Genomic DNA, 21,977 nt, shown 5'->3' with positions numbered 1-21,977 from the left:
CTCTCCTTAAAATAGGGGCCTTAAAGCGTCGTATGTTGGTAAGCGAGCGTTAGTCCGGCCAAGACGGCCGTGTCGCCATCAACGCGATGGGAATCAATTCCCAGGGTGTGCAAGGCGAGAGCGTAGCGGGCGCTGAGCAATTCATTGCCAATTAGCGTAACAGCTTCCCCACGCGACAGGTCGCGGCATGCGTCGGCCAGCTCCAGGCCAATCGTCATGCCGGAAAGGTGCGCGGCAAGAACTGCACTGCGCGCACTACCGCTGGGTAAGGTGTTATCCAGCAAGTCCTGGGCGCGCACGCCGAATAGTCGTTGGCTGAAGTGTTCGGGAGCCTGGTAAGTGGTCGTCACCGCATCGGTAAAGGCCTGACGACAAGCGTCGTGTTGCAAATCATCCTGACCCACGGAGTGTTTTAGTACCGACTGCTGGGCGAGTAGTTGATACAGCTCGCCGGTTAAGTAGGTCGAAAACTCAGTGACGGTTCCATCAGTTAACCGGGCCCACTTGGCGTGGGTGCCGGGCAAGCAAACCAGACCGCTAAAGCCTGGCGCATCGGCCAGCAGCCCCGCCAGTTGGGTTTCTTCGCCGCGCATCACATCAAAGTGCGTCGCCGTGCTGCTGGTCTGGCTTAAACCGGGCAACAGATAGACTTTCAGTCGCGCGTCACTAACCGGCGGCAAAACCGCTCCGCGCGAAAGCTGATCGAGACGCGTGGGCGTTGTCAGGTAGGCGGCTTCCTGCCAGCCCTGGCGTGCCCCAGCCATGCCGCATATTAATACGGGAATCTGGCCTGTCGAGGGCAGCCAGTCGTCAATCACCTGCTGCAGTTCGGCCTCGTACTCGGCGGGCGCGAGCGACAGCATGCCGCGCTGGCTCGACGCGCTGGCCAGCACCTTGCCTTGATCATCCATCGCCCAGGCACGCAGGTTGCTGGAGCCCCAGTCCACTGCAATCCAGGCTAGCTTGCTTGTTACTTCACTTACACCCGCACTCATAGGGAGGTCTCCCGGTTGATGGTATGGCTCACCATTCGGCAATCGAACCATCTTCGTGGGTCCAAACGGGGTTGCGCCAGCGGTGGCCGATTTTGGCGCGCTCTTCAACATAGGCTTCGTCGATCTCGACGCCAAGTCCTGGTCCCTGTGGGATGGCGCAGAACCCGTCCTCAATCGAGAGCGCTGATTTATCGACTAAGTAGTCCAGCACATCGTTGCCCTGGTTATAGTGAATGCCCATGCTCTGCTCTTGGATAAACGCATTGTGGCTTACCGCGTCCAACTGGAGGGAGGCGGCTAACGTCAGCGGGCCTAGCGGGCAGTGGGGCGCAAGGGCGACATCATAAGCTGAAGCCAGCGCGGCGATTTTGAGGCCTTCGCTGATGCCGCCGCAGTGGGAAATATCAGGTTGAATAATGTCGATCATGCCGTCGGCCAGCAGGTCGCGGAACTCAAACCGGGTGTGCAAACGCTCGCCGGTGGCTAATGGGTAGCCAAGGCCGCCGGCGATGTCTTTCAGACAGGGCAGGTGTTCGGGGGCGACGGGCTCCTCCACGAACATCGGGTGGAAGGGTTCCAGCTCACGCAGCAGCGCTTTGGCCATAGGCCGGTGAACACGGCCGTGAAAATCGATGCCGATCCCCACGTCTGGGCCAACCGCGTCGCGGGCTTCGGCCACGCGGGCAACCGCTTCGTCAATTTTGCGGTGGGAGTCGACGATTTGCAGCTCCGGGGTGCCGTTCATTTTGAACGCGGTAAAGCCTTCGTCGACCAGGGCTTTAGCGCCTGCGCCCACGTCGCTTGGCCGGTCGCCGCCGGTCCAGGCGTACATGCGCATTTTGTCGCGTACCGCGCCGCCCAATAGCTGGTGCACGGGCACGCCCAAATCGCGTCCTTTTAAATCCCACAGGGCCTGATCAATACCGGCAATGGCGCTCATCAGAATTGGCCCGCCACGATAGAATCCGGCGCGATACAGGGTGTTCCAGAGATGCTCGATACGGTGCGGATCCTGGCCAATCAAATAGTCCGAAAGCTCGTGAACGGCGGCCTCGACGGTCGCTGCGCGGCCTTCGATAACCGGCTCGCCCCAGCCGTAGCAGCCCTCGTCGGTTTCAATTTTGAGAAACAGCCAACGGGGTGGTACCTGCCAGGTTTTTAGTCGGGTAATTTTCATAGGTAGCATCCTTAATAAGACGAAAAAGTTGCGAATCAATTTAACCGACAATGCCCAGGTCAACAGCGGTACGCCGAAGCACTTCTCGCGCCGCATACGCGGCTGCTTCGGAGTCTCGGCGCACAATGGCATCCAGTACAAGGCGGTGTCGCGTCAGGCTGTCATCAAACGTATCGGTGCGGTGCTGTGAGCCGTGGATTAGAGCCATGATCGAAGGGCGTAACAAGTGGCCCATTTGCCGCCAGACCAAATTGTGGCTGGCTTGGTAAGTCGCGTCGTGAAACATCACGTCGTACTCAGCGTGTTGGCCTCGGGCGGTGGGCGGTTTCGCGGTTTTCTGCATACCCCCAAAGGCCGCTTCTAGCCGGGCGATATCGTCCTCGTCGGCGGCCTGGGCTGCCAGGCCTGCGACGACTGGTTCGGCAGAAAATCGAAACGCATAGATGGCGCGAATCAACTGCGGGTCGAGGTTGGTAAGCCCGGTCATCCATTGGCTCATCAGCGGATCCAGCAAGTGCCAGTCGCTCATTTTACGGACGTACGTGCCGCGCCCTGCGGTGCGGTCTAAAAGCCCCGTCGACGTTAAGCTGGTTAATGCGTTGCGCACCTGGTTACGGCTGACGTCGAAATGCTTGCCAATGTCCAGTTCTTTGGGAAAGGCGTCACCCGGCTGCCAGTGGCCCGCGAGTAGCGCTCGTGCAAGCAAGCGGGCTAATTCATCGGCGCCGCCCTTGTGGCGCGGTAGGGTCTCCAGCGTCATACAGGTCACTTATCGAATGTTATGCGCTCTATACTAGTAAATGTCTGACATTTAGACAAGCGAGCCATTCTAGACATAAGTACGATTTAAAAGAGTAGAGATACTACAGAGTAGAGGGCTGCTGCTTAAAACGATGTGCTTTGTGTAAGCAAAATGACGATACCAACCACAGCAAACAGGATCCCGGAAATCCGGCTAATCTTTTCTGCCTGAGGAAGCAGCTTCTCTGCGAGGAAATAAACAGCTAGCCCCGCCATCCAGACCAAGCTCATAACGCCGCCAACGAACATCAGCAGCATCAAGGCCCAGCAACAGCCGGTGCAGTAGGCGCCATGGCGAATACCCATGATCAACGCTCCGCTTTTCCCCTCACGCCACTCGGTCATCAGAAAGCTTAGCGGTGAACGGCATTTGCTCAGGCAGGCCTGTTTAAGACCGCTGAACTGGAAAGCGCCTGCGGTCATTAGCAAGGCGCCTCCCAGCAGTGGCGTTACGTGTCCCATGGATGAACTGAGCAGAGCACCCTGCTGCAAAGCCCACTGTATGACGGCGGCTATCACCGCAAACGTGAGCCAAACGGCAAGGTAACCTGCCACGAAGAGCCAAGTGTTCCGGCTTGCGCTTAGCTTGCGATCGCGCTGCTGATGAATCTTAAGAAAGCTAAGTATCATGGGGCTCGCGCTGGGTAGCATCATGGCCACCATCATCACGCTCCACATCAGGGTGGCCGTGACCAGTAAGCTCAGGCTGCCGTCGCTGGGCTCTGCCATATTGCCATTCATCGACATTGGCTCGTGCATGCCGTGCATAATCAGGTAGCCCCACGCCAGTATCGCCAAGCTCATCAGCGCCAACCAGGTTAGTAAGCGCTCCCGTGCATGCAGGGTGCTCATCGTCAGTTCCATAGCCGATACCCTCTCAAGACCCGCTATAAGCAAAGGGTGAGTAATAAGCGGTGCGTTCGCTGAGATCAAAGTCGATGCCGTAAGAACGGTATAGCAACGACTGCGACTTTGCCACCACCAAGGTCTCGCCCGGCGCCACCGCGAACGGATGATTGCGGATAGTCACCTCCGTTCCGTTCTGGCCTTCCAAGGCGTTGATTTCCGTTTCGGCGGATTGGCCAAGTTTCAGGTGTCGACGCCCCTGTTCCATTTCAAACTGGATGGGCAGGTACTCTACCGCGAGCACCTCACCAATGAATGATGCCAACAGCGCCGGGTGACCGCCGGCCTGGCCGCCGAATATGCTGCTGAGTGCTTCCTGTTGGGGCTCGTCTGCCCGCTGGTCGATATAAAGCACGACTTTCCAGTTGCCCTCGGCCATGGGGCCGGGGGAGTGAAGGGCGACAGCCACATTTCTATCGCTGAGATCCACGTCTTCGAACTGGCCCTTTGTGATGTGCCAGCCTACCAGGGCGGTGCATTCGCCCTCGGTAGGATTGCCGAGGTAGATGCAGGGGCAAGCACCTTTGCAATTGCAGCTTTCGAGATATTCACCCTGCATGCTCCATTGATGACTCATGTCGAGTTCCTCCTTACGTCATTGGATGTCTGTTGTCGTATCCCTCGTCGGGTCGCTTTTGTTATAGCTCTGAATCGCCTGCCAAGTGTGAGGAACTGATGAGAATTACATGAGAATTGCGCCTGAATGTCTTTGCCTAGAGTGCGGGCACTGTCTCGGGTGGTGTTTGAAGCTATGCTGAACACAGGTATCAGCTAGGCCTGAACACTTAGAGAGACCAGCGATGTGGCAATGGATGTCGGATTTGTCGACCAGCCGGGCCTATCAGACTTTTGTTGGTCGCAATAGTGAGCTTGATATCCTTCGTGGCTTGCTTGCGAGAGCAGGGCCCCAAGTGGCGCATGTCTACGGTATTGCCGGCATCGGTAAAACGGCATTGATGGACATGTTGGCGGTCGAGGCAAGGGACGCAGGAGCTAGCGTCATCCGGCTGGATTGCCGCCACATAGAACCCACGGAGACAGGGTTTCTTCATGCGCTGGGAGGCGCCGTAGGAGGTGGTGGTTCGGGTGTGGATACGCTCGTGGAGCGATTGAGCCAGCTTGGCCCCACGGTTCTGCTCGCTCTTGACACCTACGAAGTGTTCAGGCTACTCGATACCTGGCTGCGGCAGGTATTTGTCCCGTTGTTGCCGGACAATGTGCGCATCGTTTTTTTCAGTCGTCAGCGGCCTCTGGATGTTTGGTTTTCGGCGCCTGGTTGGGGCCGCTTAGTCCAGTGCGTGCCGGTACAGCCTTTAAGCCCGACGGAGTCACAATCGCTGCTCAGCTTGCATGGCATACCAGAAGAGGAGTCGGAATCCCTTGCCAGGGCCGCCCATGGCCATCCGTTGGCGCTGAAGCTGGCGGCCACGGCCAGTCGGGAAAATCACGCCCGTTGCTGGCCGCAAGAAACGGTGCTTCAGCATGCGGTTGATGAACTCAGCCGTATGTTTCTTGCCGATGTGGACGACCCGGTGAGCCGACATGTGCTGCAGGGAGCCGTGGTGCTGCGCCGGGTGACGGTTTCACTGTTGCAATCACTGTTTCCAGAACTTGCTCCTCAAGATGCCTACGAGCGACTGCGCAGATTGCCATTTGTGGATGGCGTTCATGACGGGCTGATTATCCACGAGGCCGTTCGTGATCCGCTCGCCCGCTCCTTGCATGCAAGCGACCCTAGCCGCTATCTGGACTACCGCCGGTCGGCCTGGCGACAGTTGGTCAGCGAGTCGCAATCCGCCGCCAGCGACGATCTATGGCGCTACACAGCGGACATGCTCTACCTGATTGAGAACCCGGTGGTTCGTGAGGCGTTTTTTCCAACCGTTACAGCGCTTCATACGGTGGAAGCAGCACAGCCTCAAGACGGTGAAGCACTTACCGGGATTGTGCGCGCCCATGATGGACGTCAGGCCGGCGATTTGTTGTTGCAATGGTGGCGGTGCTTGCCGCAGGCCTTTTCCATCGTGCGAGGGCGGACGGGGCAGGTGGAAGGACTGTACTGCAAACTGCGTTCCGATCAGGTTGAGTCCAGTTGGTTGCGCAGTGACCCCGTGACCGCTCAGTGGTGTGCACACCTTGAGCAGGCGCCTATGCGGTCAGGCGAGGTAGCGCTATTTTGTCGTCGTTGGCTGAGCCTTGAGGAAGGCGATTCACCCAGTGAAATACAGGCGGCTATTTGGCTGGATCTCAAGCGTAGCTACATGGAGCTGCGCCCTGGGCTTCGGCGGGTCTATCTAACAGCGACCGATCTTGGGGCTTACCGACAAGTGGCGCAGCGCCTGGGGTTTGAAGTGCTTGCTGGGTGGGAAGTAGAGCTGGATGGCTTCAGCTATCCGAGTGCGGTGCTCGATTTTGGGCCAGCATCCGTAGATGGCTGGCTGTCGGATCTCGCAGCGGCAGAGCTGGGAATCAAGCGGGATCCCAGCTTGCTAGATGTCGAAGCCCGGCAACTGACGTTGGCAGGAGGCCGCGTTGCGCTGACGCCCTTAGAATTCGGCGTCATGCGGTACCTGGTTGAGCACCAAGGCAAGGCGGTGTCCCGTCGTGAGCTTTTACAGCATGTTTGGGGCACTCATTATCAGGGAGGCAGCAATGTGGTTGACGCCGTGGTGCGCACCTTGCGCCGCAAGCTTGGCAGCCAGTCTGCACGGGTCGAAACGTTGACAGGTGTGGGTTATCGCCTGCGGTGACGAGCTACCCCACACGCATTGCAGATAAGGGCATGTGTTGCGTTGTTATCGGTTAGACAATATCAGCGGGTGTTGGCAGCGCAGCATAGGCACCTGGGCGAGTCACTGCGTGAGCACCGCAGCGACAGGCGATCTCCACCGCGTGGGTGAGAAAGTCAGGGTCTTGATGCCAGCCTTCATCGATACCGTGGCGTGAAAGTTCGGCCAGCAGGCCGCCGATAAACGCATCGCCCCCGGCGGTGGTATCGACTGCTGCTACTTGTGGTGGCGCAATGCGCTGGTCGATGCCGACACCTTTGAGCAAAACATCGTTAGGGCCGTCAGTAATCAAAATAACCTTAACTCCTGCTGCCAGCCGTTCTGAAAGCCAGGATTCTGCAGGATGATCGGCGCGTAAGTAGTCGAGCTCTTCCTGGGAGAGCTTGAGTAGCTCAGCGCCGTCCAGCAACTGCGTGACCAAGCTGGCATCCGCTTCATCGCCTGGCCAAAGGTTATGGCGCAGATTGGCATCCACACTGACCAGGCAGCCTGCGCGCTTAGCCATGTTAGCCATGGCCAGGGTAACCTCGGCGATCTCTGGGTCGGTCAAGCTGTTACTGCACAGGTGCAGAATAGCAGGGTTCTCAAAGACCCCTTGGGGCAGGTGTTCCAACCGATAGAGCAAATCAGCGGCGGGTGGGCGATAAAAGTCAAAGGTACGCTCGCCGGCGCTGTCTCTGGATACAAAGGCCAGCGCCGTGCGCGCTTCTTGGGTAAGCACCACGCCGCTAGTGTCCACGCCGTGGTGTTGCAGTTCGCGGATTATAAAATGCCCAAAGGTGTCGTCACCCACCATGCCTAAGAACTGGCTAGGCACGTTCAGTCGTGCACAGGCAACGGCGACGTTAGCGGGCGCGCCGCCTGCGTAAGGCGTGAAGGTTTCGGGGCCTGAATCGTCACCCAGTCGGCTCGATAGCATATCGACCAGGGCTTCACCAAAGGCAATCATCGGGGTCATCATCGATTCCTTGTCATTATTGAATTGATGTTTAGAAGCGAGCTTACGCGACGCAGTGGCCGCGGGTTGCTTCCAGCAACTCGTACCAGGCTTCTCTGGGTAGCGTGTCAGGGCCGTCGAGCATATCCGCAATGCGCTCGGGTTTCACACTGCCGACCACTGGCACTGGCCGATGAGGTAGGCTGCGTAGCCAGGCCAGCGCCACAGCGCCTGGAGTGCTGGCGTGCTCGTTGGCCAGCCGTTTGAGCACGTTATTGACCTCGCCCTGTAGCAGCCTGCCGCCCGCGAGCGGAGACCACGCCATCGGCGCATGGTTGTCTAAGCATAGATCGTCGAAGCTGCCATCGAACAGCGGCGTGCTGTGGGCGATGGATAGCTCGATCTGGTTGGCGCGCAGCGGCTGATGCATGGCGCTTTGCAGGCGGCGCCACTGGCTGGGCAGGTGGTTGGAAACCCCGGCCGCGCCAATCTTGCCCGCCGCAATGGCGTCATCCAGGGCGCGGCCGGTGGCCTCGGCGTCCATGAGAAGGTCAGGGCGGTGAATCAGGAAGTGATCGATGCGCTCAACGCTTAAACGACTTAGCGCGTCGTCAATGGCACGACCTAGATAATCCGGGCTGGCGTTATAGTGCTTCACCTTGCCCGAACCCGGAGCTGGGTTATCGTTGGCAATGCTGGCCTTGGTGACCACGTTAAGCCGTTTGGCAAGCGCGGGGCGAGCACGCAGCGCCTGTCCAAACAGTGTCTCGCCGTCACCGTTGCCGTAAATATCGGCGTGGTCAAACCAGTGCAGACCTTGCTCGATGCGCGCTTCGATCCAGTCGGCCAGGTGATCGGGTTGGTGCATCTGTGGGGTTTCGTGCAGGCGCATCATACCCAGTACAAACGGCACGTCGAACGTTAACGTGGGCATAAGGAGAATCCTGTCGGTTGGCTTAAAAAACTTCTTCGTTATGCAGCGCTTCGGCGGCGCCCAGCAGTCCCGTCCACGGGTGGGTAACCACCCAAACGGGAATATCGGCGTTGTAGGCGCCCATGCGGCCCTTGTTGACGAAGCTGTCGCGCATCTGGCTTTTCGGCAGCCAATCCAGCAGGCGCGGTAAAATACCGCCGCACAGGTAAACCCCGCCGCGAGCACCCATAGTTAACGTGGCGTCGCCACACACATCGCCGAGGATTTTCAAGAACCGCAGCAGCGTGGTGGCGGCGGTTGAGTCGCCATCGTTAGCAGCCTGGGTGACCTCTGCTGGCGTGGTATAGCGGGGCGCTTGGTCGTTCAGTGTGCAGTGCGCCTGATACAACTCCAGCAGCCCCTGGCCGCATAGAATGCGTTCGACACTTACCCGCTTGTGTCGCTGTAAAAACACATCCAGCAGCGCGCGCTCGGTGTCGTCGGTGGGCGCGAATGTCACATGGCCACCCTCGGTGGACAAGGGAATCCAGGCGTGTTGACCAGGGAACACCCCGGCCACGCCAAGCCCCGTGCCGGGGCCAATCACTAGCCGCGTGGAGTGGGCCTGGCCCTCTCCGGGCTGTACTTCTACCAGATCATCCGCGGTGACGTGGGGCACGCCCAACGCCTGGGCGGTGAAGTCGTTGACGATCTTGAACAGCGAAAGGTTGAGCGTTTCCCGAACCTCGCTTTTCAAGAAGTCCCAGTGGTTGTTGGTCATCTTGACCCGCTCGGCGTGAACCGGGCAGGCAAATGCCAGGCAGGCCTCGCGAGGGGCGTTGTCGCCCGTTGCGCCCACCCGGCTCAGGTAGTCCTGGATCGCCTCAATAACGCCTGGGTAGTTCGCGCAGGGCAGGTTGATAATATCGTGCGGCGTGATGTTGCCCGGCGTCACCAGCGCCAGGCGTGCATTGGTCCCGCCGATATCGCCGATTAAGGCCGGTCGCATCAAGCATCCTCTTCGAAGATCTGTCCTTCCTGGCGGGCCAGGTCGTCGGCCTCAAAACCACCGAACACCCCGGCGCCTTCTTCGCCGCGCATGGCCAGGTGGCGGAAGCCAGAGAACAGCTCGCGACCCAGGCCAACGTGATAGTGGTCAAGATTGCCGATGGCCAGTTCACGCTGGCCCCAGGTGACAGGGTCTACCTTGGCGTTGAGGGTGCCGGCGTTGGCGTCCAGGCGGACGATATCGCCATCGCGCAGTTTGGCCAGCGGGCCGCCGTCCAGGGCTTCTGGGCTCATGTGGATAGAAGCCGGTACCTTGCCCGAGGCGCCCGACATGCGGCCATCGGTGACCAGCGCTACTTTATAGCCACGATCCTGCAAAACGCCCAGGTACGGCGTCAGCTTGTGCAGCTCCGGCATGCCGTTGGCCTTGGGGCCCTGGAAGCGCACGACTACGATTACGTCGCGATCCAGGTCGCCGGATTCGAAAGCGGCCTTCATTTCGTTCTGGTCTTCGAAAATCTTCACCGGCGCTTCGACGATGCGGTGTTCTTCGGTGACCGCCGAGACCTTGATCACGCCGCGGCCCAGGTTGCCTTTCATGACCGTAAGGCCGCCTGTGGGAGCAAAGGGGTTGGCGACGGTGCTTAGCACGGCTTCGTCGAGGCTTTTCTCGGGGCCTTCGTGCCATACCACTTTGCCGTCTTCCAGGAAGGGCTCCTGGGTGTAGGCGGTCAGGTCGGTGCCGAACACGGTGGGAATATCGCCGTGCAGCAGGCCAGCGCCCAGCAGCTCGCGGAACAGGAAGCTCATGCCGCCTGCTGCCTGGAAATGGTTAATATCCGCCTGGCCGTTGGGGTAAACGCGCATCAGGCTAGGCGTGACCGCCGACAGGTCGGTGAAGTCATCCCAGTTGAGGGTGATGCCCGCCGCCGCCGCCATGGCGATCAAGTGCATGGTATGGTTGGTGGAGCCGCCGGAGGCCAGCAGCCCGACGACCGCGTTGACGATCGCACGCTCATCGATCTGCTTGTAAAACGGGCGGTAATCGCCGCCGGGCTCGGTATTGCGAATAGCCTGCTCGGTGGCGTAGCGGGTCAGGGCTTCGCGCATTTCGGTGCCGGGATTGACGAACGAGGTGCCTGGCAAGTGCAGGCCCATCACTTCCATCATCAACTGGTTGGAGTTGGCGGTGCCGTAGAAGGTGCAGGTGCCAGGGCTGTGATAAGACTCGGACTCCGCTTCCAGCAGCGCATCGCGGCCGACCTTGCCTTCGGCATACAGCTGGCGGATGCGGGCCTTTTCCTTGTTGGGCAGGCCGCTGGGCATGGGGCCAGCCGGCACAAACATCGCGGGCAGGTGGCCAAAGCGTGCGGCGCTGATAAACAGCCCGGGGATAATCTTATCGCACACGCCCAAGTACAGCGCAGCGTCAAACATGTTGTGGGAAAGGCCCACGGCGGCGGCCATGGCAATCACATCGCGGGAAAACAGCGACAGCTCCATCCCCGGCTGGCCTTGGGTCACGCCATCGCACATCGCCGGTACGCCACCGGCAAACTGGGCCGTTGACCCCATCGCGCTGGCAGCGGCTTTGATAGTGGCCGGGAAAGTTTCGAACGGCTGGTGGGCCGACAGCATGTCGTTGTAGGCCGAAATGATCCCCAGATTGGCGCTGTTCATCAGCTTGAGGGAATCTTTGTCTTGCGGGTTGCAGGCCGCAAAGCCGTGGGCCAGGTTACCGCAGGAGAGCTCGCCGCGATGCACACCGCGTTTGTGCTGGTCGGCCATGCGGCGCTCGTAAAGCGCGCGCCGCTCGGCAGAGCGCTCACGAATTCGTTGGGTAACTTCGGCAACGGTCGTATTTAAAGTGGCGGATGTTGAGCTCGGCATAGAGACCTCTGCATGATAGCGACGGTGAGTCAAACTTGTAGTTATTTTACATTTTTTGGGGTCGATATAGGAAACTTTACGGCAATAAAAACTGCATTTGTAGTTTTATTACCCTAATGGATAACGACTATCGACGTAGACGATGGCCCTTTGATGACATCTGGCGCTTTGGAACCGATTGGCGCCATCAAGAACGCAAATCGCAAGTATAGCAGGCCTGCTTTTGCTACCATTTGCCCACTGTTGATGTTGAAGACTTTGGAGCTTAGATGCCCAACGATGTTGCTCTATCCATTCTCTGGCATATAGCGCCGGTAGACACTCTCGCAGGTGAACACACCCGCGCCTATCTTGATACCCTTACCAAGCCACCGGGCAGCCTTGGGCAGTTAGAAACCCTGGCGATTCAGCTAAGCGAAATCTCCGGCAATCCCAAACTAACGGTAACACCGCCCAGCGTGATGGTGTTTGCCGCCGATCATGGGGTGGCGGAAGAGGGCGTATCGGCGTTTCCCCAGTCAGTGACCGCGCAGATGGTGGCCAATTTTGCCAACGGCGGCGCGGCGATCAACGTCTTTGCCCGGCAAATTGGCGCGCGGATCGAAGTCATCGACGTTGGTGTTGCCACTCCCCTGGATCTGCCGAGCGTCACCCGCGCCAAGGTGCGTGCTGGAACAGCCAATATCAAGATCTCAGGCGCCATGAGCCGTAACGAGGCGCTGGCGGCCATTGAAGTGGGCGTCGCCGCTGTTGAGCGTGCTCAGCAGGCTGGAGCGAAAAGCATCATCGTGGGTGAAATGGGTATCGCCAATACCACCGCCAGCAGCGCTATGCTGGCGGTGCTGACTGATGTGCCGGTCGCCCAGGTTGTCGGTGCGGGCACGGGCATTACCAGTGCCCAGCAGGCTCACAAAGTCGCAGTAATTGAACACGCCATTGATGCTCGCCGGGCAAACCCGCAAGATCCGTTAGATGTGCTTACCAAGCTGGGCGGGCTGGAAATCGCCGCCATGACGGGGGCCTATCTAGCCTCGGCGGCCCATCGGCTGCCTGCCATCGTCGATGGGTTTATCGCCACGGTAGCCGCGCTCACCGCCTGTCGGCTATGTCCTGACGTACGCGGTTATCTGGTGTTTGGCCATCAGTCAGAAGAGCCTGGCCACGCAACGGCGCTGGAAGCGCTGGATGCCAAGCCGCTGCTGAACCTGGGCATGCGCTTGGGCGAGGGCAGCGGGGCGGCGCTGGCGTACCCGCTGCTTCAGTCAGCCGCCGCCATGCTCAACGAAATGGCGACCTTTGCCGATGCGGGCATTAGCGATAAAACTGGCCCATGACAGCATTCAGTGATTATCTGCCCGTCAGCCTGATAATGGTCGCTGTGGCCATCGTGGTTGATCTCATTATCGGCGATCCGCGTTCACTGCCGCATCCGGTGGTGATTATCGGTCGTGGGATAAGCGTGCTGGACGCCCGCTGGAATCAAGGCAGCGACAAGTCTCGTCGGCGGTCGGGCTTTTTACTCACCGCGACGATCGTATCAGGGACTTTCTTGACCGCCTGGTTGGCGCTTGCGCTGTTAACTGCCTTGCACCCCTGGCTGGGTATCGTCGCCGAGGTAGGGCTTCTCGCCACCACGCTTGCCATCAAGGGCCTGGCTGACGCAGGGCGAGCGATTGCCAAGCCGCTTGCCGAAGGCGATCTGCCAGCAGCGCGACAGGCGTTGGCCATAGTGGTCGGCCGCGATACCGAGCAGCTTGATGAGGCGGAGATTACCCGTGGCGGCGTTGAAACCATCGCCGAAAACACCGTGGATGGTATTACTGCGCCGCTGCTGTTTGCGCTGATCGGCGGGGCACCGCTGGCATTGGCCTACAAGGCCATTAACACGCTGGACTCCATGGTCGGCTATCGCAATCAGCGCTACGCCGACTTCGGTTACGCCTCCGCCAAGCTGGACGATGTGGCTAACTGGGTACCCGCCCGCTTAACAACGCTATGTATGTGGCTAGCGGGCCTGTTGCTGAGTGTTTCAGGGTCGCGTCCCTTGCACTGGCAGGGCGCCCTGCGCGGCACGTTGAACGATGCGCCGCGCCACCCAAGCCCCAACGCCGGCTGGCCGGAGGCCATGATGGCAAGACTGCTGGGCGTGCAGCTCGGCGGCACCAACTTCTATCAAGGTATCGCATCACAACGCGCGACGCTGGGCGAGTCGCTCGAGACGCTACAGGTAGCACATATCAACGCCTCTATCCGGCTAATGCACGCCACCTGGCTGCTGTTCGCCGTGATCGCGGTGCTTGGTTTCATCGTCTGGGAGCTTTTATGACCTCGCCCGAATGGCCAAACCACGGTGGCCAGGCAGATGCCTTGCTGGAACGCTTCGGGCTGCCCGGCGATCATGTGGTTGATGATGTCAGCGCCAATTTGAACCCGCTGGGGCCGCCTGAGTGGGTCTCCGGCTGGCTGGCGGATCGCCTGGGCGGGCTGGGGCACTACCCGGAGCCAAGCTACGCGACTGCAAGGCACGCCATTGCCGCGCACCAAGGTCTACACCCGGATCAGGTGCTGCTGACCAACGGCGGCGCCGAGGCGATTTTTCTCGCCGCCGCGCACCATGCCGGCAAACGCGCGGCGGTGTTGGCTCCAAGCTTTGGCGAATACGCCCGCGCCTGCGCGGCGCATCGGCTTCAACTGACGGAGATCCCACTATGCGCGCCGTCTTTTGCGCTTGACCAGGCAACGCTGCTCGGCCGCGCCGCCGACGCTGAGGTAGTGTTCTTATGCCGCCCGAACAATCCGACCGGCACGTTAATAGAAAGCCGCGTTATACAAGCCTTGCTGGCCGCAACGCTGGCGCGGGGTACACAGGTAGTGGTCGATGAGGCGTTTATCGACATGACGCTGGGGGCCGAGGCGCTAACGCCCCTGCTGTCGCGTTACCCCAGCTTGATTCTGCTGCGCTCGATGACCAAGTTTTATACCCTGCCGGGCCTGCGTCTGGGCTACGTGTTGGCCTCAAGCGCGGTGATTGAGGCGCTGGCCAGGCACCAGCCGCCCTGGAGCGTCAATCACCTGGCCGCCGAGCTGGTCAAACCGCTGCTTGAAGATCACGCGTTTGCAGACCACACCCACGCCTGGCTCGCCACCGAGCAGCCGAGAATGTACCAAGCGTTATTAGCGCTGGGGCTGGACGTGGTGCCCAGCACCACCTGCTTTTTTCTTGTCCGCCCGGGTGAGGCACAGCGGCGTCGGGGGTTGGATAGCGCGCGGCTGTTCGAGAGACTGCTGCGCGTCGGTATCCTGGCCCGCCACACCCACGGCTTTGTCGGGCTCGAAGGCGAGTGGCTGAGGCTTGCGCTGCGCGATGAGGCGGGTAACACGCGACTGCTGGAAGGGCTACATGATTGTCTTCGTTAGCGGCGGGGCGCGCAGCGGCAAGAGCGACGTGGCGGAGCAGTGCGTTAAGCGGCTGTCGGCGGACAAGCCGCGCTACTATATCGCCACGGCGAGCGTCTACGATGGCGAGATGGCCGAGCGGGTTGCCCGCCACCAGGCATCCCGGGGTGCGCAGTGGCAGACGCTGGAAGCGCCGTTAGCCATTGATCAGGCTGTGGCCCAGGTGCCCGATGGCCACGGGACGCTGCTGGATTGCCTGACGCTATGGGCCAGCCAGGTGCTTTACGCAAGCGAGCTAAGCGAAGAGGCAGGCACGGCGCTGTTGGCCAGCACGCTGCACGATGCCCGCGTGCGGGGACTCAGCCTGGTAGTGGTCTCCAATGACATCAATGAAGACCTGCTGCCCGACAACGCCGAAACATGGCGCTATGTGGCGTTTTTACAGCGCCTCCATTATCTACTGGCTGCTGAAGCGGACTCGGTGCTGGAAGTGGTGGCGGGCTGCGCCATCGAATGGAAATTGGTCAAGGAGCCGCAATGAAAGACGCACTGTTTGGCGGCTTGTTGGCGCTACAGTTTTTGACCCGCCTGCCGGTGCCTGTGGCCTGCCCGTGGACGCCGACAACGCGCCGCTGGGCTGTGCGAGCCTATCCGCTGGTGGGTCTGGCGATGGGCGTCGTGCTCGCGCTAGCCGCGCACGGGCTCGTCGCGCTTGCCACGCCGACGCCGATTATTGCGCTGGTGCTGTTGAGCCTCTGGGTGGGTGTATCCGGCGGTCTACATCTGGATGGGGTGATGGACCTGGCCGATGCGCTGGGCAGCAATCAACCCCTGGCGCGGCGTTGGGAAATTCTCAAGGATTCAAAGATTGGCAGCTTTGCCATGCTGGCACTTATCTTCCTGCTGGCGTGGAAAGGCGTGCTGCTGTGGGCGCTACTGCATTACCAGGCACCGCTCTGGTGGTTGGTCGTGCTGCCCGCGCTGGGCCGCTGGGCAGGCGTGGCGTTGCTGACGCTGTCGCCCTGCGCGCATCAACAGGGCCTGGCGTGGAGCTGGCAGCAGTCGCTACGCCCGCGTGAGGTGGCGCTTGCCCTGGTGCCCCTCGTCCCACTGGCCCTGATTTATCCAGCGCTGGTTGGCTGGCTGGCAGTCGTCGCGTTATTCGTGGCGGCGGCGCGGTGGGCACTGGTACGTTCATTTAACGGCATTAACGGCGATATGGTCGGTGCCACCATTGAAGGAGGGGAGCTTTGGCTACTGGTCATGATGTGGAACTGGTGGCAGTTCGCCACGGTATCACCGCCTGGAATCTAGAGCGCCGCTACCAGGGGCAGCGCGATATTCCGCTGCTACTTCCTGAAGCGGAAGAAGGGCTGATGGCGCTTCGCAAGGCGCTGGTGGACGAGCGTTTCGATGCCATCTACGCAAGCGACCTGGACCGCTGCCAGCAAACGCTCGAGTGGTCCCTGGCTGCCAGGCCGGGCATTCCCGTTCACCTGGAGCCGCGCCTGCGCGAGCTGGACTTCGGCGACTACGAAGGCAAGGTCTACGACGAGCTGAAAGACTTGCCGCACTACCGCGCCTGGGTGGATAGCGTCGGCGAGCTGCAAATCCCCGGCGGTGAGTCGGCGGCGCAGCTGCGTGAACGGCTGGAAGTCTGGCTTCAGACGCTGGCCGAGAAGGCCCAACAGGACGGCTATAAAAAAGTGCTGGTGGTCACCCACGGTGGGGTGATTCGTGAATTACGCCGCCGCTTTGAAACCATCGATTTCTGGCAGGGCACGGTGCACCAGGCGCAAGGCAGACGCTGGCAGCTTACTTATCAGCAAGACGACCATGGACAAGGGGAATGGCAATGCAGCTCTTCATCGGCGGTGCCCGCGCCGGCAAGCACGACGCCGTAGCCGCACGTTTTCCCCAGGCGACCTGGTGGCGACTGACGCCCGGCCAGCGGCTTATATCAGCCGCCGATGGGCTGGTGGGTGGCACGCCGCTGGTCGTTGACGGCGTTTTCGACTGGCTGGCGGCGTCTATCGATCAGTTGCAAGACGATGACGAGGCGCGACGCCAATGGCAAGACGATCTGCAGCGCCTGACGCACGCGGCGCAAACGAACGACGCCGCACTTGTGATTATCGTCAACGAGATTGGCCGGGGCATCGTGCCCATGGAGCGCAACGAACGCCGACTGCGCGATCTCAATGGCTGGTTCAGCCAGGACGCCGCCGCCCAAGCTGAGCAAGTCTGGTATGTGCGCCATGGGTTGGTGATGGCCCTTGACGGTCAAAATTGACCTCCCCACACCAACTTGCTAGCTTACGCGCACTCTCAGGTGCCCTCAGCGAACCGCGCTGAGGGTGAAACGGGAAGCTGGTGAACGCCTAGCGTAAGCCCAGCGCTGCCCCCGCAACGGTGATCGAGACAAGAACGGCCATTTGCCACTGTGCCCAGCACGGGAAGGCGGTCGTTCGGAAAAGGGCCATCCGCCATTTTCGCTCGTCAGCCCGGAGACCGGCCGAGAGCATGGTTGTATCCAACCAACACATGCCAAGCGCGGTGGGCGCTCCCGGGGCAGTTATCGGCGTATTTCCTTCGCGCGCGACTTCCTTGCAAGGCCGCCCCTTGGCTCTAAAAACACGCTCTGCGGGTGAGCACAGCGAGCAAGGGAAATCCTCATGTCATACTGTTTTCATACCTGTGCCGCCATGGCAACGTTCAGTTTGGCTGCGCTGCCTTTCGTCGTGCATGCACAGTCCTCCGAGTCGACCCGCGATTTGTCCTCGCTTGACCCCGTCGTCGTCACGGCCGCCCTCGCGCCACAAACCGCCAATGAAAGCCTGTCGTCGGTGACCGTGATAGACGAAGCCACGCTACGCCGCCAGAACCCGACCAGTCTGACCGATTTATTCCGTGGCCAGCCGGGGGTGGATGTTTCAACCAATGGCTCCTTCGGTAAGGTCAGTAGCGTTTATTTACGGGGCACAGGCAGCGATTCCGCCGTTTTGCTTATTGATGGTATTCGTTTACGTTCGGCTACCGCTGGTGGCGCTACCTGGCAGTACCTTGATCCGCGAATGTTTGACCGTGCTGAAATTGTGCGCGGCCCGCGCGGCAGCCTTTACGGCGCCGACGCTGTGGGTGGAGTAATCCAGCTATTTACCCCTGAAGGCGAAGAAGAAGGCCCGCAGCCGCGCTTTTCGGTGGGCGGTGGGTCGTTCAATACCCAGCGCTTAAGCGCCGGTATTAGCGGTCGCGAAGGCGGCACGCGTTACAGTTTTGCGGGTAGCCACTTTAATACTAACGGGCAGCCAGTTCGGCGTGATGGTGAAGATAAAGGCTACGACAGCACCTCAGCCTTAGCACGGGTGTCGCACACCTTTGAGGATGGCAGTGAGGTAGGCGTTTTGGCGCTTCGTGCCCGCGGAAATAATGAGTACGATGGCGCTGAAAACGACTTCGTTCAGCAAGTGGCCGGGGTTTACGGTGAACTGGCAGTTACTGACACGTTGCAAACCCGGTTGACGTTGAGTGAGGCGCGGGATGAGCTGGATACTATCGATGGGGTCAACAGCTCGGTGATTGAGACGCGCACTCAGACGGTAAGCTGGCAAAATAATTTGCAGTGGGGAGCCCACGAGCTGATCGTTGGTAGTGAATTTAGCGAAGATCGTGTAGATAACACCGCGCTAAATTATACTGTGGACACGCGTGACAATGTGGCTGTCTTTACCCAAGGGCTGCTTGATTTTTCACCTCTGAGCTTGCAGGCCAGCCTGCGGGTAGATGACAACGAAGCCTACGGTAGCGAGACGACTGGAAGTTTAGCCTTGGGATATGAGCTCAATCAGCAGCATTCGGTTCGAATAAGTTATGGAACAGCATTTAAAGCTCCCAATTTTAATGAGCTTTATTACCCTGATGTTGGCTTTTTTGCAGGTAATCCAGAGCTAGTGCCTGAAAGCTCTGAAACAGTAGAAGCTGGCATGCGTGGCCAGTATGCTCGTTGGTTTTGGGATTTTGCCTTTTATCAAACTGATATCGATAATTTGATTGCTGGCCAAGGCATGCAATTTAATGTGCCTACCTCGCGTATCCGAGGAGTAGAGTTATCGAGCGGTGTTGAAGTCAATGACTGGACGCTCGCGGCGGCGCTGACCTATACCGATCCCGAGAACCGCTTAACCGGCAAACGTCTACAGAACCGCGCCTCACAAAGCGTTCGTTTGGATGTGGATCGAGAACTTGGTGATTGGTCGTTTGGGGGTTCTTGGGTTGCGCAGAACCACCGTTATCGCGATGCTGAAAACGAAGATCGCCTTGGTGGCTATGGCATCGTGAACCTGCGCGGCGGCTGGCAATTCGCTCCGCTATGGAGTGCCCGTGTAACGCTGGAAAACGCTTTAGATCAAGACTATGTCACGACACGCTCCTTTGATGGTGATGACTATATCAACGCCGGTCGGGCGGCTTTCCTCAGTGTTCATTTTGGCCAGTAACCTCACCAGGCTGTTACGCGGGGCTTTATGCCCCGTGCTGCTCTCTGTCGTCAGTTGTGCAGCGGCTGAAGCCGAACCGGACTCGCTTGCCCGTTGTGTGATTGATGACCGCGAACGTGAAGTATGCCTGCATAACGCTGCCCAGCGGATCGCCACGCTCTCCCCCGGCGCCACGGAGCTAACCTATGCGGCGGGAGCCGGCGACCAGGTTGTCGCGGTGGTCGACTACAGCGATTACCCGGAGGAGGCACAGGAGGTGCCCTCGGTTGGCAGCCATACGCGTGTGGATCTGGAAGCACTGGTCGCGCTATCGCCCGATTTAGTCATTGGCTGGACTACTGGTAACCCACCCAAGCAGCTTGAAACGCTCGCTTCGCTCGGTATGCCCGTGTTTTATATTGAACCACGCGGCGTTGACGGAGTCGCCAGCGTGATTGAACGCTTGGCCCGGTTAGCAGGCACGGAATCGGCGGGGCAAAAAGTCGCCGATGGGTTTCGCGAGGGGATGGCGCAGTTAGAGGATCGCTATGCCCATCGTGATCCTGTGCCAACGTTCTATCAGGTGTGGGATGAGCCCTTGATGAGCATTAACGATGAACACCTTATTGGCCAGGTAGTACGGCTCTGTGGGGGTGCCAACGTATTTGGCGACTAGCAGCGGCTGGTACCGCGCCTGGACGACGAGGCGGTGCTGGCTGCTAATCCCGAGGCGATTATTGCCGGAGGCATGGGCGAGGAAAACCGCCAATGGTTAACTCACTGGGAACAGTATGATGAGCTGGACGCAGTGACCCAGGATAACCTGTTTTTTGTGCCGCCTTCGTTGATTCAACGCCCCACGCCACGCTTGTTGGAAGGGACAAAGCTGCTTTGCGAAAAACTCGAGACCGCCCGTGAACGTCGCTAACCCAGGGGGCTTATGTACCGCCAATTGAGCCTACCGTTATTGCTGTTGGTTGTGCTGGCGCTGTCCGCCTTCAGCACGGCCTTAATGGTAGGCAGCGCGTCGCTTTCGATCAGCGATGTGTGGGCGGTTGTGCGAGGGGATGGTGATGGGCTGGCACGCACCATGGTGATGGAGTTGCGTCTGCCTCGAGCGCTTTCCGCGTTTGCCGTGGGTGGGCTGCTGGCAGTGGCGGGTGCCCTGATGCAGGTATTGCTGCGTAACCCCTTGGCCGACCCTTATGTGCTGGGGCTTTCCGGCGGCGCTTCCATTGGCGCGTTGGGGGCGATGCTGGCAGGCTTCGGCGGTGTGTTGATGTCCGGGTCGGCGTTTGCCGGAGCACTTTTTTCGACCTTTCTGGTATTTGGCCTCGCCCACGGTCGCGGCGGCTGGACGCCCTCGCGGCTGCTATTAACCGGTGTGGTCGTCGCGGCGGGGTGGGGCGCTGTCATTACCTTGATGTTGGCAATGAGCCCGGCCGAGCGCCTGCCGGGCATGCTCTACTGGCTGATGGGGGATTTGTCTTACGCCCGCACGCCCTGGCCGCCGCTCATCCTGTTGATCACGATTTGCCTTGTGCTGGTGCCGCTTGGCCGCAGCCTGAACGTGCTCGCCCGCGGCCCTCAACAGGCAGCCGCGCTGGGGGTCGACGTGCGACCGCTGGAATGGGGTATTTATGTCGTGGCGAGCATTCTGACCGCCGCCGCCGTCACCACCGCCGGTAGCATCGGGTTTGTTGGCCTGGTGATACCCCACATGCTGCGATTGTTATTGGGCAACGACCAGCGGTTGATCTTACCTGCTTGCGCGCTGGCGGGTGGCACGCTGCTGGTGCTGGCCGATACTCTGGCACGCACCATCATCGCCCCCGAGCAATTGCCGGTGGGGGTGATTACCGCGCTGCTCGGCGTGCCGACGTTCCTGTTTCTGCTGTATCGGAGCCGCTGATGAGTCGCCTGGTAACTCAAGACCTCATCATCGACGTGCCCGGCCGCCAAGGTGGAACCCCGCTTAATCTTACCATTGAGCCGGGCCAAAGCTGGGGCGTATTAGGCCCCAACGGGACCGGCAAGACCACGCTGCTGCACACCCTGGCCGGACTTAAGCCACCGCGTTCGGGCCACGTTAAGCTTGCCGACAAGCCGCTAGCACAGCAGCGCAGACGGCAAATTGCCCGCCAGCTTGGCATGGTGTTTCAAGACCGCCAGGACGGTTTTCCCGCCACGGTGTTGGAAACCGCCTTGATTGGTCGCCACCCGTATCTATCGCCCTGGCAGATGGAAGGCGCCGACGACTATGCCCGCGCCGAACAGGCCTTGGAACGGCTTGATGTCGCGCATCTGCGCGACCGCCTGGTGAATACACTCTCCGGCGGCGAACGTCAGCGGGTGGCGATTGCCACGGTGCTGACCCAAGCCCCGGCCATTTGGCTGGCCGACGAGCCGACCAATCATCTGGACCTGCATCACCAAAGCGCCGTCATGGCGCTAATGGCCGAGCAGGCCAGGGAAGGCCAGGCGGTGATGATGTGCCTGCATGACCTCAACCTGGCCGCCCGCTGGTGCGACCATATTTTGCTGCTCTACCCCAACGGCGATGCCTGCTGGGGGCCGAAGGAGCACATGCTCGTACCCAGCGCGCTTGAAAGCCTCTATCGCCAGCGGCTGGCGGTCGTTGAGGTCGATGGCGCGCCGGTGTTTGTGCCGATAAAAGGGTGATACAAACT

At 60.0% G+C, this 21,977-nt stretch carries 20 protein-coding genes, 1 pseudogene and 1 riboswitch; of the genes and pseudogenes, 12 read left to right on the top strand and 9 right to left on the bottom strand.

What is annotated here, in order from left to right:
* Window positions 1-20: 20 nt before the first annotated feature.
* The 5 genes from BLR97_RS14415 to BLR97_RS14395 form a co-directional block, all read right to left on the bottom strand.
* A complete protein-coding gene (locus BLR97_RS14415) occupies window positions 21-995 on the bottom strand; it encodes a 2-dehydro-3-deoxygalactonokinase (protein ID WP_089707228.1) in 975 nt (324 codons plus the stop codon).
* Between the two features lie 28 nt (window positions 996-1,023).
* Window positions 1,024-2,172: a galactonate dehydratase gene (gene dgoD / locus BLR97_RS14410; protein ID WP_089707227.1), complete on the bottom strand. Its 1,149-nt coding sequence runs from the start codon at window positions 2,170-2,172 to the stop codon at window positions 1,024-1,026.
* Between the two features lie 40 nt (window positions 2,173-2,212).
* Window positions 2,213-2,932: a FadR/GntR family transcriptional regulator gene (locus tag BLR97_RS14405; RefSeq protein WP_089707226.1), complete on the bottom strand. Its 720-nt coding sequence runs from the start codon at window positions 2,930-2,932 to the stop codon at window positions 2,213-2,215.
* Between the two features lie 125 nt (window positions 2,933-3,057).
* Window positions 3,058-3,825, bottom strand: coding sequence for a DUF2182 domain-containing protein (locus BLR97_RS14400; RefSeq protein WP_170833038.1), 768 nt, complete (start codon window positions 3,823-3,825; stop codon window positions 3,058-3,060).
* A gap of 25 nt (window positions 3,826-3,850) precedes the next feature.
* On the bottom strand, window positions 3,851-4,456 hold the full coding sequence (locus BLR97_RS14395; RefSeq protein WP_089707224.1) for a DUF1326 domain-containing protein: 606 nt from the start codon (window positions 4,454-4,456) through the stop codon (window positions 3,851-3,853).
* A gap of 223 nt (window positions 4,457-4,679) precedes the next feature.
* Here BLR97_RS14395 and BLR97_RS14390 point away from each other — a divergent pair, with 223 nt between their 5' ends.
* Window positions 4,680-6,629 (top strand): winged helix-turn-helix domain-containing protein, encoded by a 1,950-nt coding sequence (locus tag BLR97_RS14390; RefSeq protein ID WP_089707223.1) that lies wholly within the window; start codon window positions 4,680-4,682, stop codon window positions 6,627-6,629.
* Between the two features lie 52 nt (window positions 6,630-6,681).
* Here BLR97_RS14390 and BLR97_RS14385 read toward each other — a convergent pair whose 3' ends face one another.
* From BLR97_RS14385 to edd, 4 genes are read right to left on the bottom strand one after another with little or no spacing between them, the layout of a single operon-like run.
* Window positions 6,682-7,626: a carbohydrate kinase family protein gene (locus BLR97_RS14385; RefSeq protein WP_089707222.1), complete on the bottom strand. Its 945-nt coding sequence runs from the start codon at window positions 7,624-7,626 to the stop codon at window positions 6,682-6,684.
* Between the two features lie 43 nt (window positions 7,627-7,669).
* Complete coding sequence (locus BLR97_RS14380) at window positions 7,670-8,539, bottom strand: aldo/keto reductase (protein ID WP_089707221.1); 870 nt, start codon at window positions 8,537-8,539, stop codon at window positions 7,670-7,672.
* Window positions 8,540-8,561: 22 nt separating this feature from the next.
* Entirely contained in the window at window positions 8,562-9,527 is a 966-nt protein-coding gene (glk, locus tag BLR97_RS14375; RefSeq protein ID WP_089707220.1) for a glucokinase, read from the bottom strand.
* On the bottom strand, window positions 9,527-11,416 hold the full coding sequence (gene edd / locus BLR97_RS14370) for a phosphogluconate dehydratase (protein ID WP_089707219.1): 1,890 nt from the start codon (window positions 11,414-11,416) through the stop codon (window positions 9,527-9,529). Before edd ends, glk begins: the two co-directional genes overlap by 1 nt.
* Window positions 11,417-11,685: 269 nt before the next feature.
* On the opposite strand from edd, the gene cobT reads away from it, so the two are divergent.
* The 11 genes and pseudogenes from cobT (at window position 11,686) to BLR97_RS14315 (ending at window position 21,969) form a co-directional block, all read left to right on the top strand.
* Entirely contained in the window at window positions 11,686-12,750 is a 1,065-nt protein-coding gene (gene cobT, locus BLR97_RS14365) for a nicotinate-nucleotide--dimethylbenzimidazole phosphoribosyltransferase (protein WP_089707218.1), read from the top strand.
* On the top strand, window positions 12,747-13,742 hold the full coding sequence (gene cbiB, locus BLR97_RS14360; protein WP_089707217.1) for an adenosylcobinamide-phosphate synthase CbiB: 996 nt from the start codon (window positions 12,747-12,749) through the stop codon (window positions 13,740-13,742). Before cobT ends, cbiB begins: the two co-directional genes overlap by 4 nt.
* Window positions 13,739-14,833, top strand: coding sequence for a threonine-phosphate decarboxylase CobD (cobD, locus tag BLR97_RS14355; RefSeq protein WP_089707216.1), 1,095 nt, complete (start codon window positions 13,739-13,741; stop codon window positions 14,831-14,833). The genes cbiB and cobD overlap by 4 nt, the downstream gene beginning before the upstream one ends.
* Complete coding sequence (locus tag BLR97_RS14350) at window positions 14,817-15,353, top strand: bifunctional adenosylcobinamide kinase/adenosylcobinamide-phosphate guanylyltransferase (protein ID WP_089707215.1); 537 nt, start codon at window positions 14,817-14,819, stop codon at window positions 15,351-15,353. Before cobD ends, BLR97_RS14350 begins: the two co-directional genes overlap by 17 nt.
* A complete protein-coding gene (locus tag BLR97_RS14345) occupies window positions 15,350-16,126 on the top strand; it encodes an adenosylcobinamide-GDP ribazoletransferase (protein WP_089707214.1) in 777 nt (258 codons plus the stop codon). The genes BLR97_RS14350 and BLR97_RS14345 overlap by 4 nt, the downstream gene beginning before the upstream one ends.
* Window positions 16,063-16,716 (top strand): histidine phosphatase family protein, encoded by a 654-nt coding sequence (locus BLR97_RS14340; protein WP_089707213.1) that lies wholly within the window; start codon window positions 16,063-16,065, stop codon window positions 16,714-16,716. The genes BLR97_RS14345 and BLR97_RS14340 overlap by 64 nt, the downstream gene beginning before the upstream one ends.
* A complete protein-coding gene (locus BLR97_RS14335) occupies window positions 16,668-17,105 on the top strand; it encodes a bifunctional adenosylcobinamide kinase/adenosylcobinamide-phosphate guanylyltransferase (protein ID WP_089707212.1) in 438 nt (145 codons plus the stop codon). The genes BLR97_RS14340 and BLR97_RS14335 overlap by 49 nt, the downstream gene beginning before the upstream one ends.
* 19 nt (window positions 17,106-17,124) lie before the next feature.
* A riboswitch (cobalamin riboswitch) is annotated at window positions 17,125-17,346 on the top strand.
* A gap of 141 nt (window positions 17,347-17,487) precedes the next feature.
* On the top strand, window positions 17,488-19,308 hold the full coding sequence (locus BLR97_RS14330) for a TonB-dependent receptor domain-containing protein (RefSeq protein ID WP_089707211.1): 1,821 nt from the start codon (window positions 17,488-17,490) through the stop codon (window positions 19,306-19,308).
* Window positions 19,289-20,215, top strand: a pseudogene (locus tag BLR97_RS14325) (cobalamin-binding protein). Before BLR97_RS14330 ends, BLR97_RS14325 begins: the two are co-directional and overlap by 20 nt.
* A gap of 12 nt (window positions 20,216-20,227) precedes the next feature.
* Entirely contained in the window at window positions 20,228-21,199 is a 972-nt protein-coding gene (locus BLR97_RS14320; protein WP_089707210.1) for a FecCD family ABC transporter permease, read from the top strand.
* Window positions 21,199-21,969, top strand: coding sequence for an ABC transporter ATP-binding protein (locus BLR97_RS14315; protein WP_089707209.1), 771 nt, complete (start codon window positions 21,199-21,201; stop codon window positions 21,967-21,969). Before BLR97_RS14320 ends, BLR97_RS14315 begins: the two co-directional genes overlap by 1 nt.
* Window positions 21,970-21,977: the final 8 nt, after the last annotated feature.

This window comes from Vreelandella arcis (assembly GCF_900103865.1).
Classification (GTDB): domain Bacteria; phylum Pseudomonadota; class Gammaproteobacteria; order Pseudomonadales; family Halomonadaceae; genus Vreelandella; species Vreelandella arcis.
This window is presented reverse-complemented; position numbering and strand designations above follow the sequence as displayed.

Coding starts and splice junctions, on each gene's coding strand:
- BLR97_RS14320 (WP_089707210.1), top strand. CDS start 20,228: ATGTACCGCCAATTGAGCCTACCGTTATTGCTGTTGGTTGTGCTGGCG.
- dgoD (WP_089707227.1), bottom strand. CDS start 2,172: ATGAAAATTACCCGACTAAAAACCTGGCAGGTACCACCCCGTTGGCTG.
- edd (WP_089707219.1), bottom strand. CDS start 11,416: ATGCCGAGCTCAACATCCGCCACTTTAAATACGACCGTTGCCGAAGTT.
- BLR97_RS14400 (WP_170833038.1), bottom strand. CDS start 3,825: ATGAGCACCCTGCATGCACGGGAGCGCTTACTAACCTGGTTGGCGCTG.
- BLR97_RS14315 (WP_089707209.1), top strand. CDS start 21,199: ATGAGTCGCCTGGTAACTCAAGACCTCATCATCGACGTGCCCGGCCGC.
- BLR97_RS14415 (WP_089707228.1), bottom strand. CDS start 995: ATGAGTGCGGGTGTAAGTGAAGTAACAAGCAAGCTAGCCTGGATTGCA.
- BLR97_RS14395 (WP_089707224.1), bottom strand. CDS start 4,456: ATGAGTCATCAATGGAGCATGCAGGGTGAATATCTCGAAAGCTGCAAT.
- BLR97_RS14385 (WP_089707222.1), bottom strand. CDS start 7,626: ATGACCCCGATGATTGCCTTTGGTGAAGCCCTGGTCGATATGCTATCG.
- cobD (WP_089707216.1), top strand. CDS start 13,739: ATGACCTCGCCCGAATGGCCAAACCACGGTGGCCAGGCAGATGCCTTG.
- cbiB (WP_089707217.1), top strand. CDS start 12,747: ATGACAGCATTCAGTGATTATCTGCCCGTCAGCCTGATAATGGTCGCT.
- BLR97_RS14405 (WP_089707226.1), bottom strand. CDS start 2,932: ATGACGCTGGAGACCCTACCGCGCCACAAGGGCGGCGCCGATGAATTA.
- glk (WP_089707220.1), bottom strand. CDS start 9,527: ATGCGACCGGCCTTAATCGGCGATATCGGCGGGACCAATGCACGCCTG.
- BLR97_RS14380 (WP_089707221.1), bottom strand. CDS start 8,539: ATGCCCACGTTAACGTTCGACGTGCCGTTTGTACTGGGTATGATGCGC.
- cobT (WP_089707218.1), top strand. CDS start 11,686: ATGCCCAACGATGTTGCTCTATCCATTCTCTGGCATATAGCGCCGGTA.
- BLR97_RS14330 (WP_089707211.1), top strand. CDS start 17,488: ATGTCATACTGTTTTCATACCTGTGCCGCCATGGCAACGTTCAGTTTG.
- BLR97_RS14335 (WP_089707212.1), top strand. CDS start 16,668: ATGCAGCTCTTCATCGGCGGTGCCCGCGCCGGCAAGCACGACGCCGTA.
- BLR97_RS14390 (WP_089707223.1), top strand. CDS start 4,680: ATGTGGCAATGGATGTCGGATTTGTCGACCAGCCGGGCCTATCAGACT.
- BLR97_RS14350 (WP_089707215.1), top strand. CDS start 14,817: ATGATTGTCTTCGTTAGCGGCGGGGCGCGCAGCGGCAAGAGCGACGTG.
- BLR97_RS14345 (WP_089707214.1), top strand. CDS start 15,350: ATGAAAGACGCACTGTTTGGCGGCTTGTTGGCGCTACAGTTTTTGACC.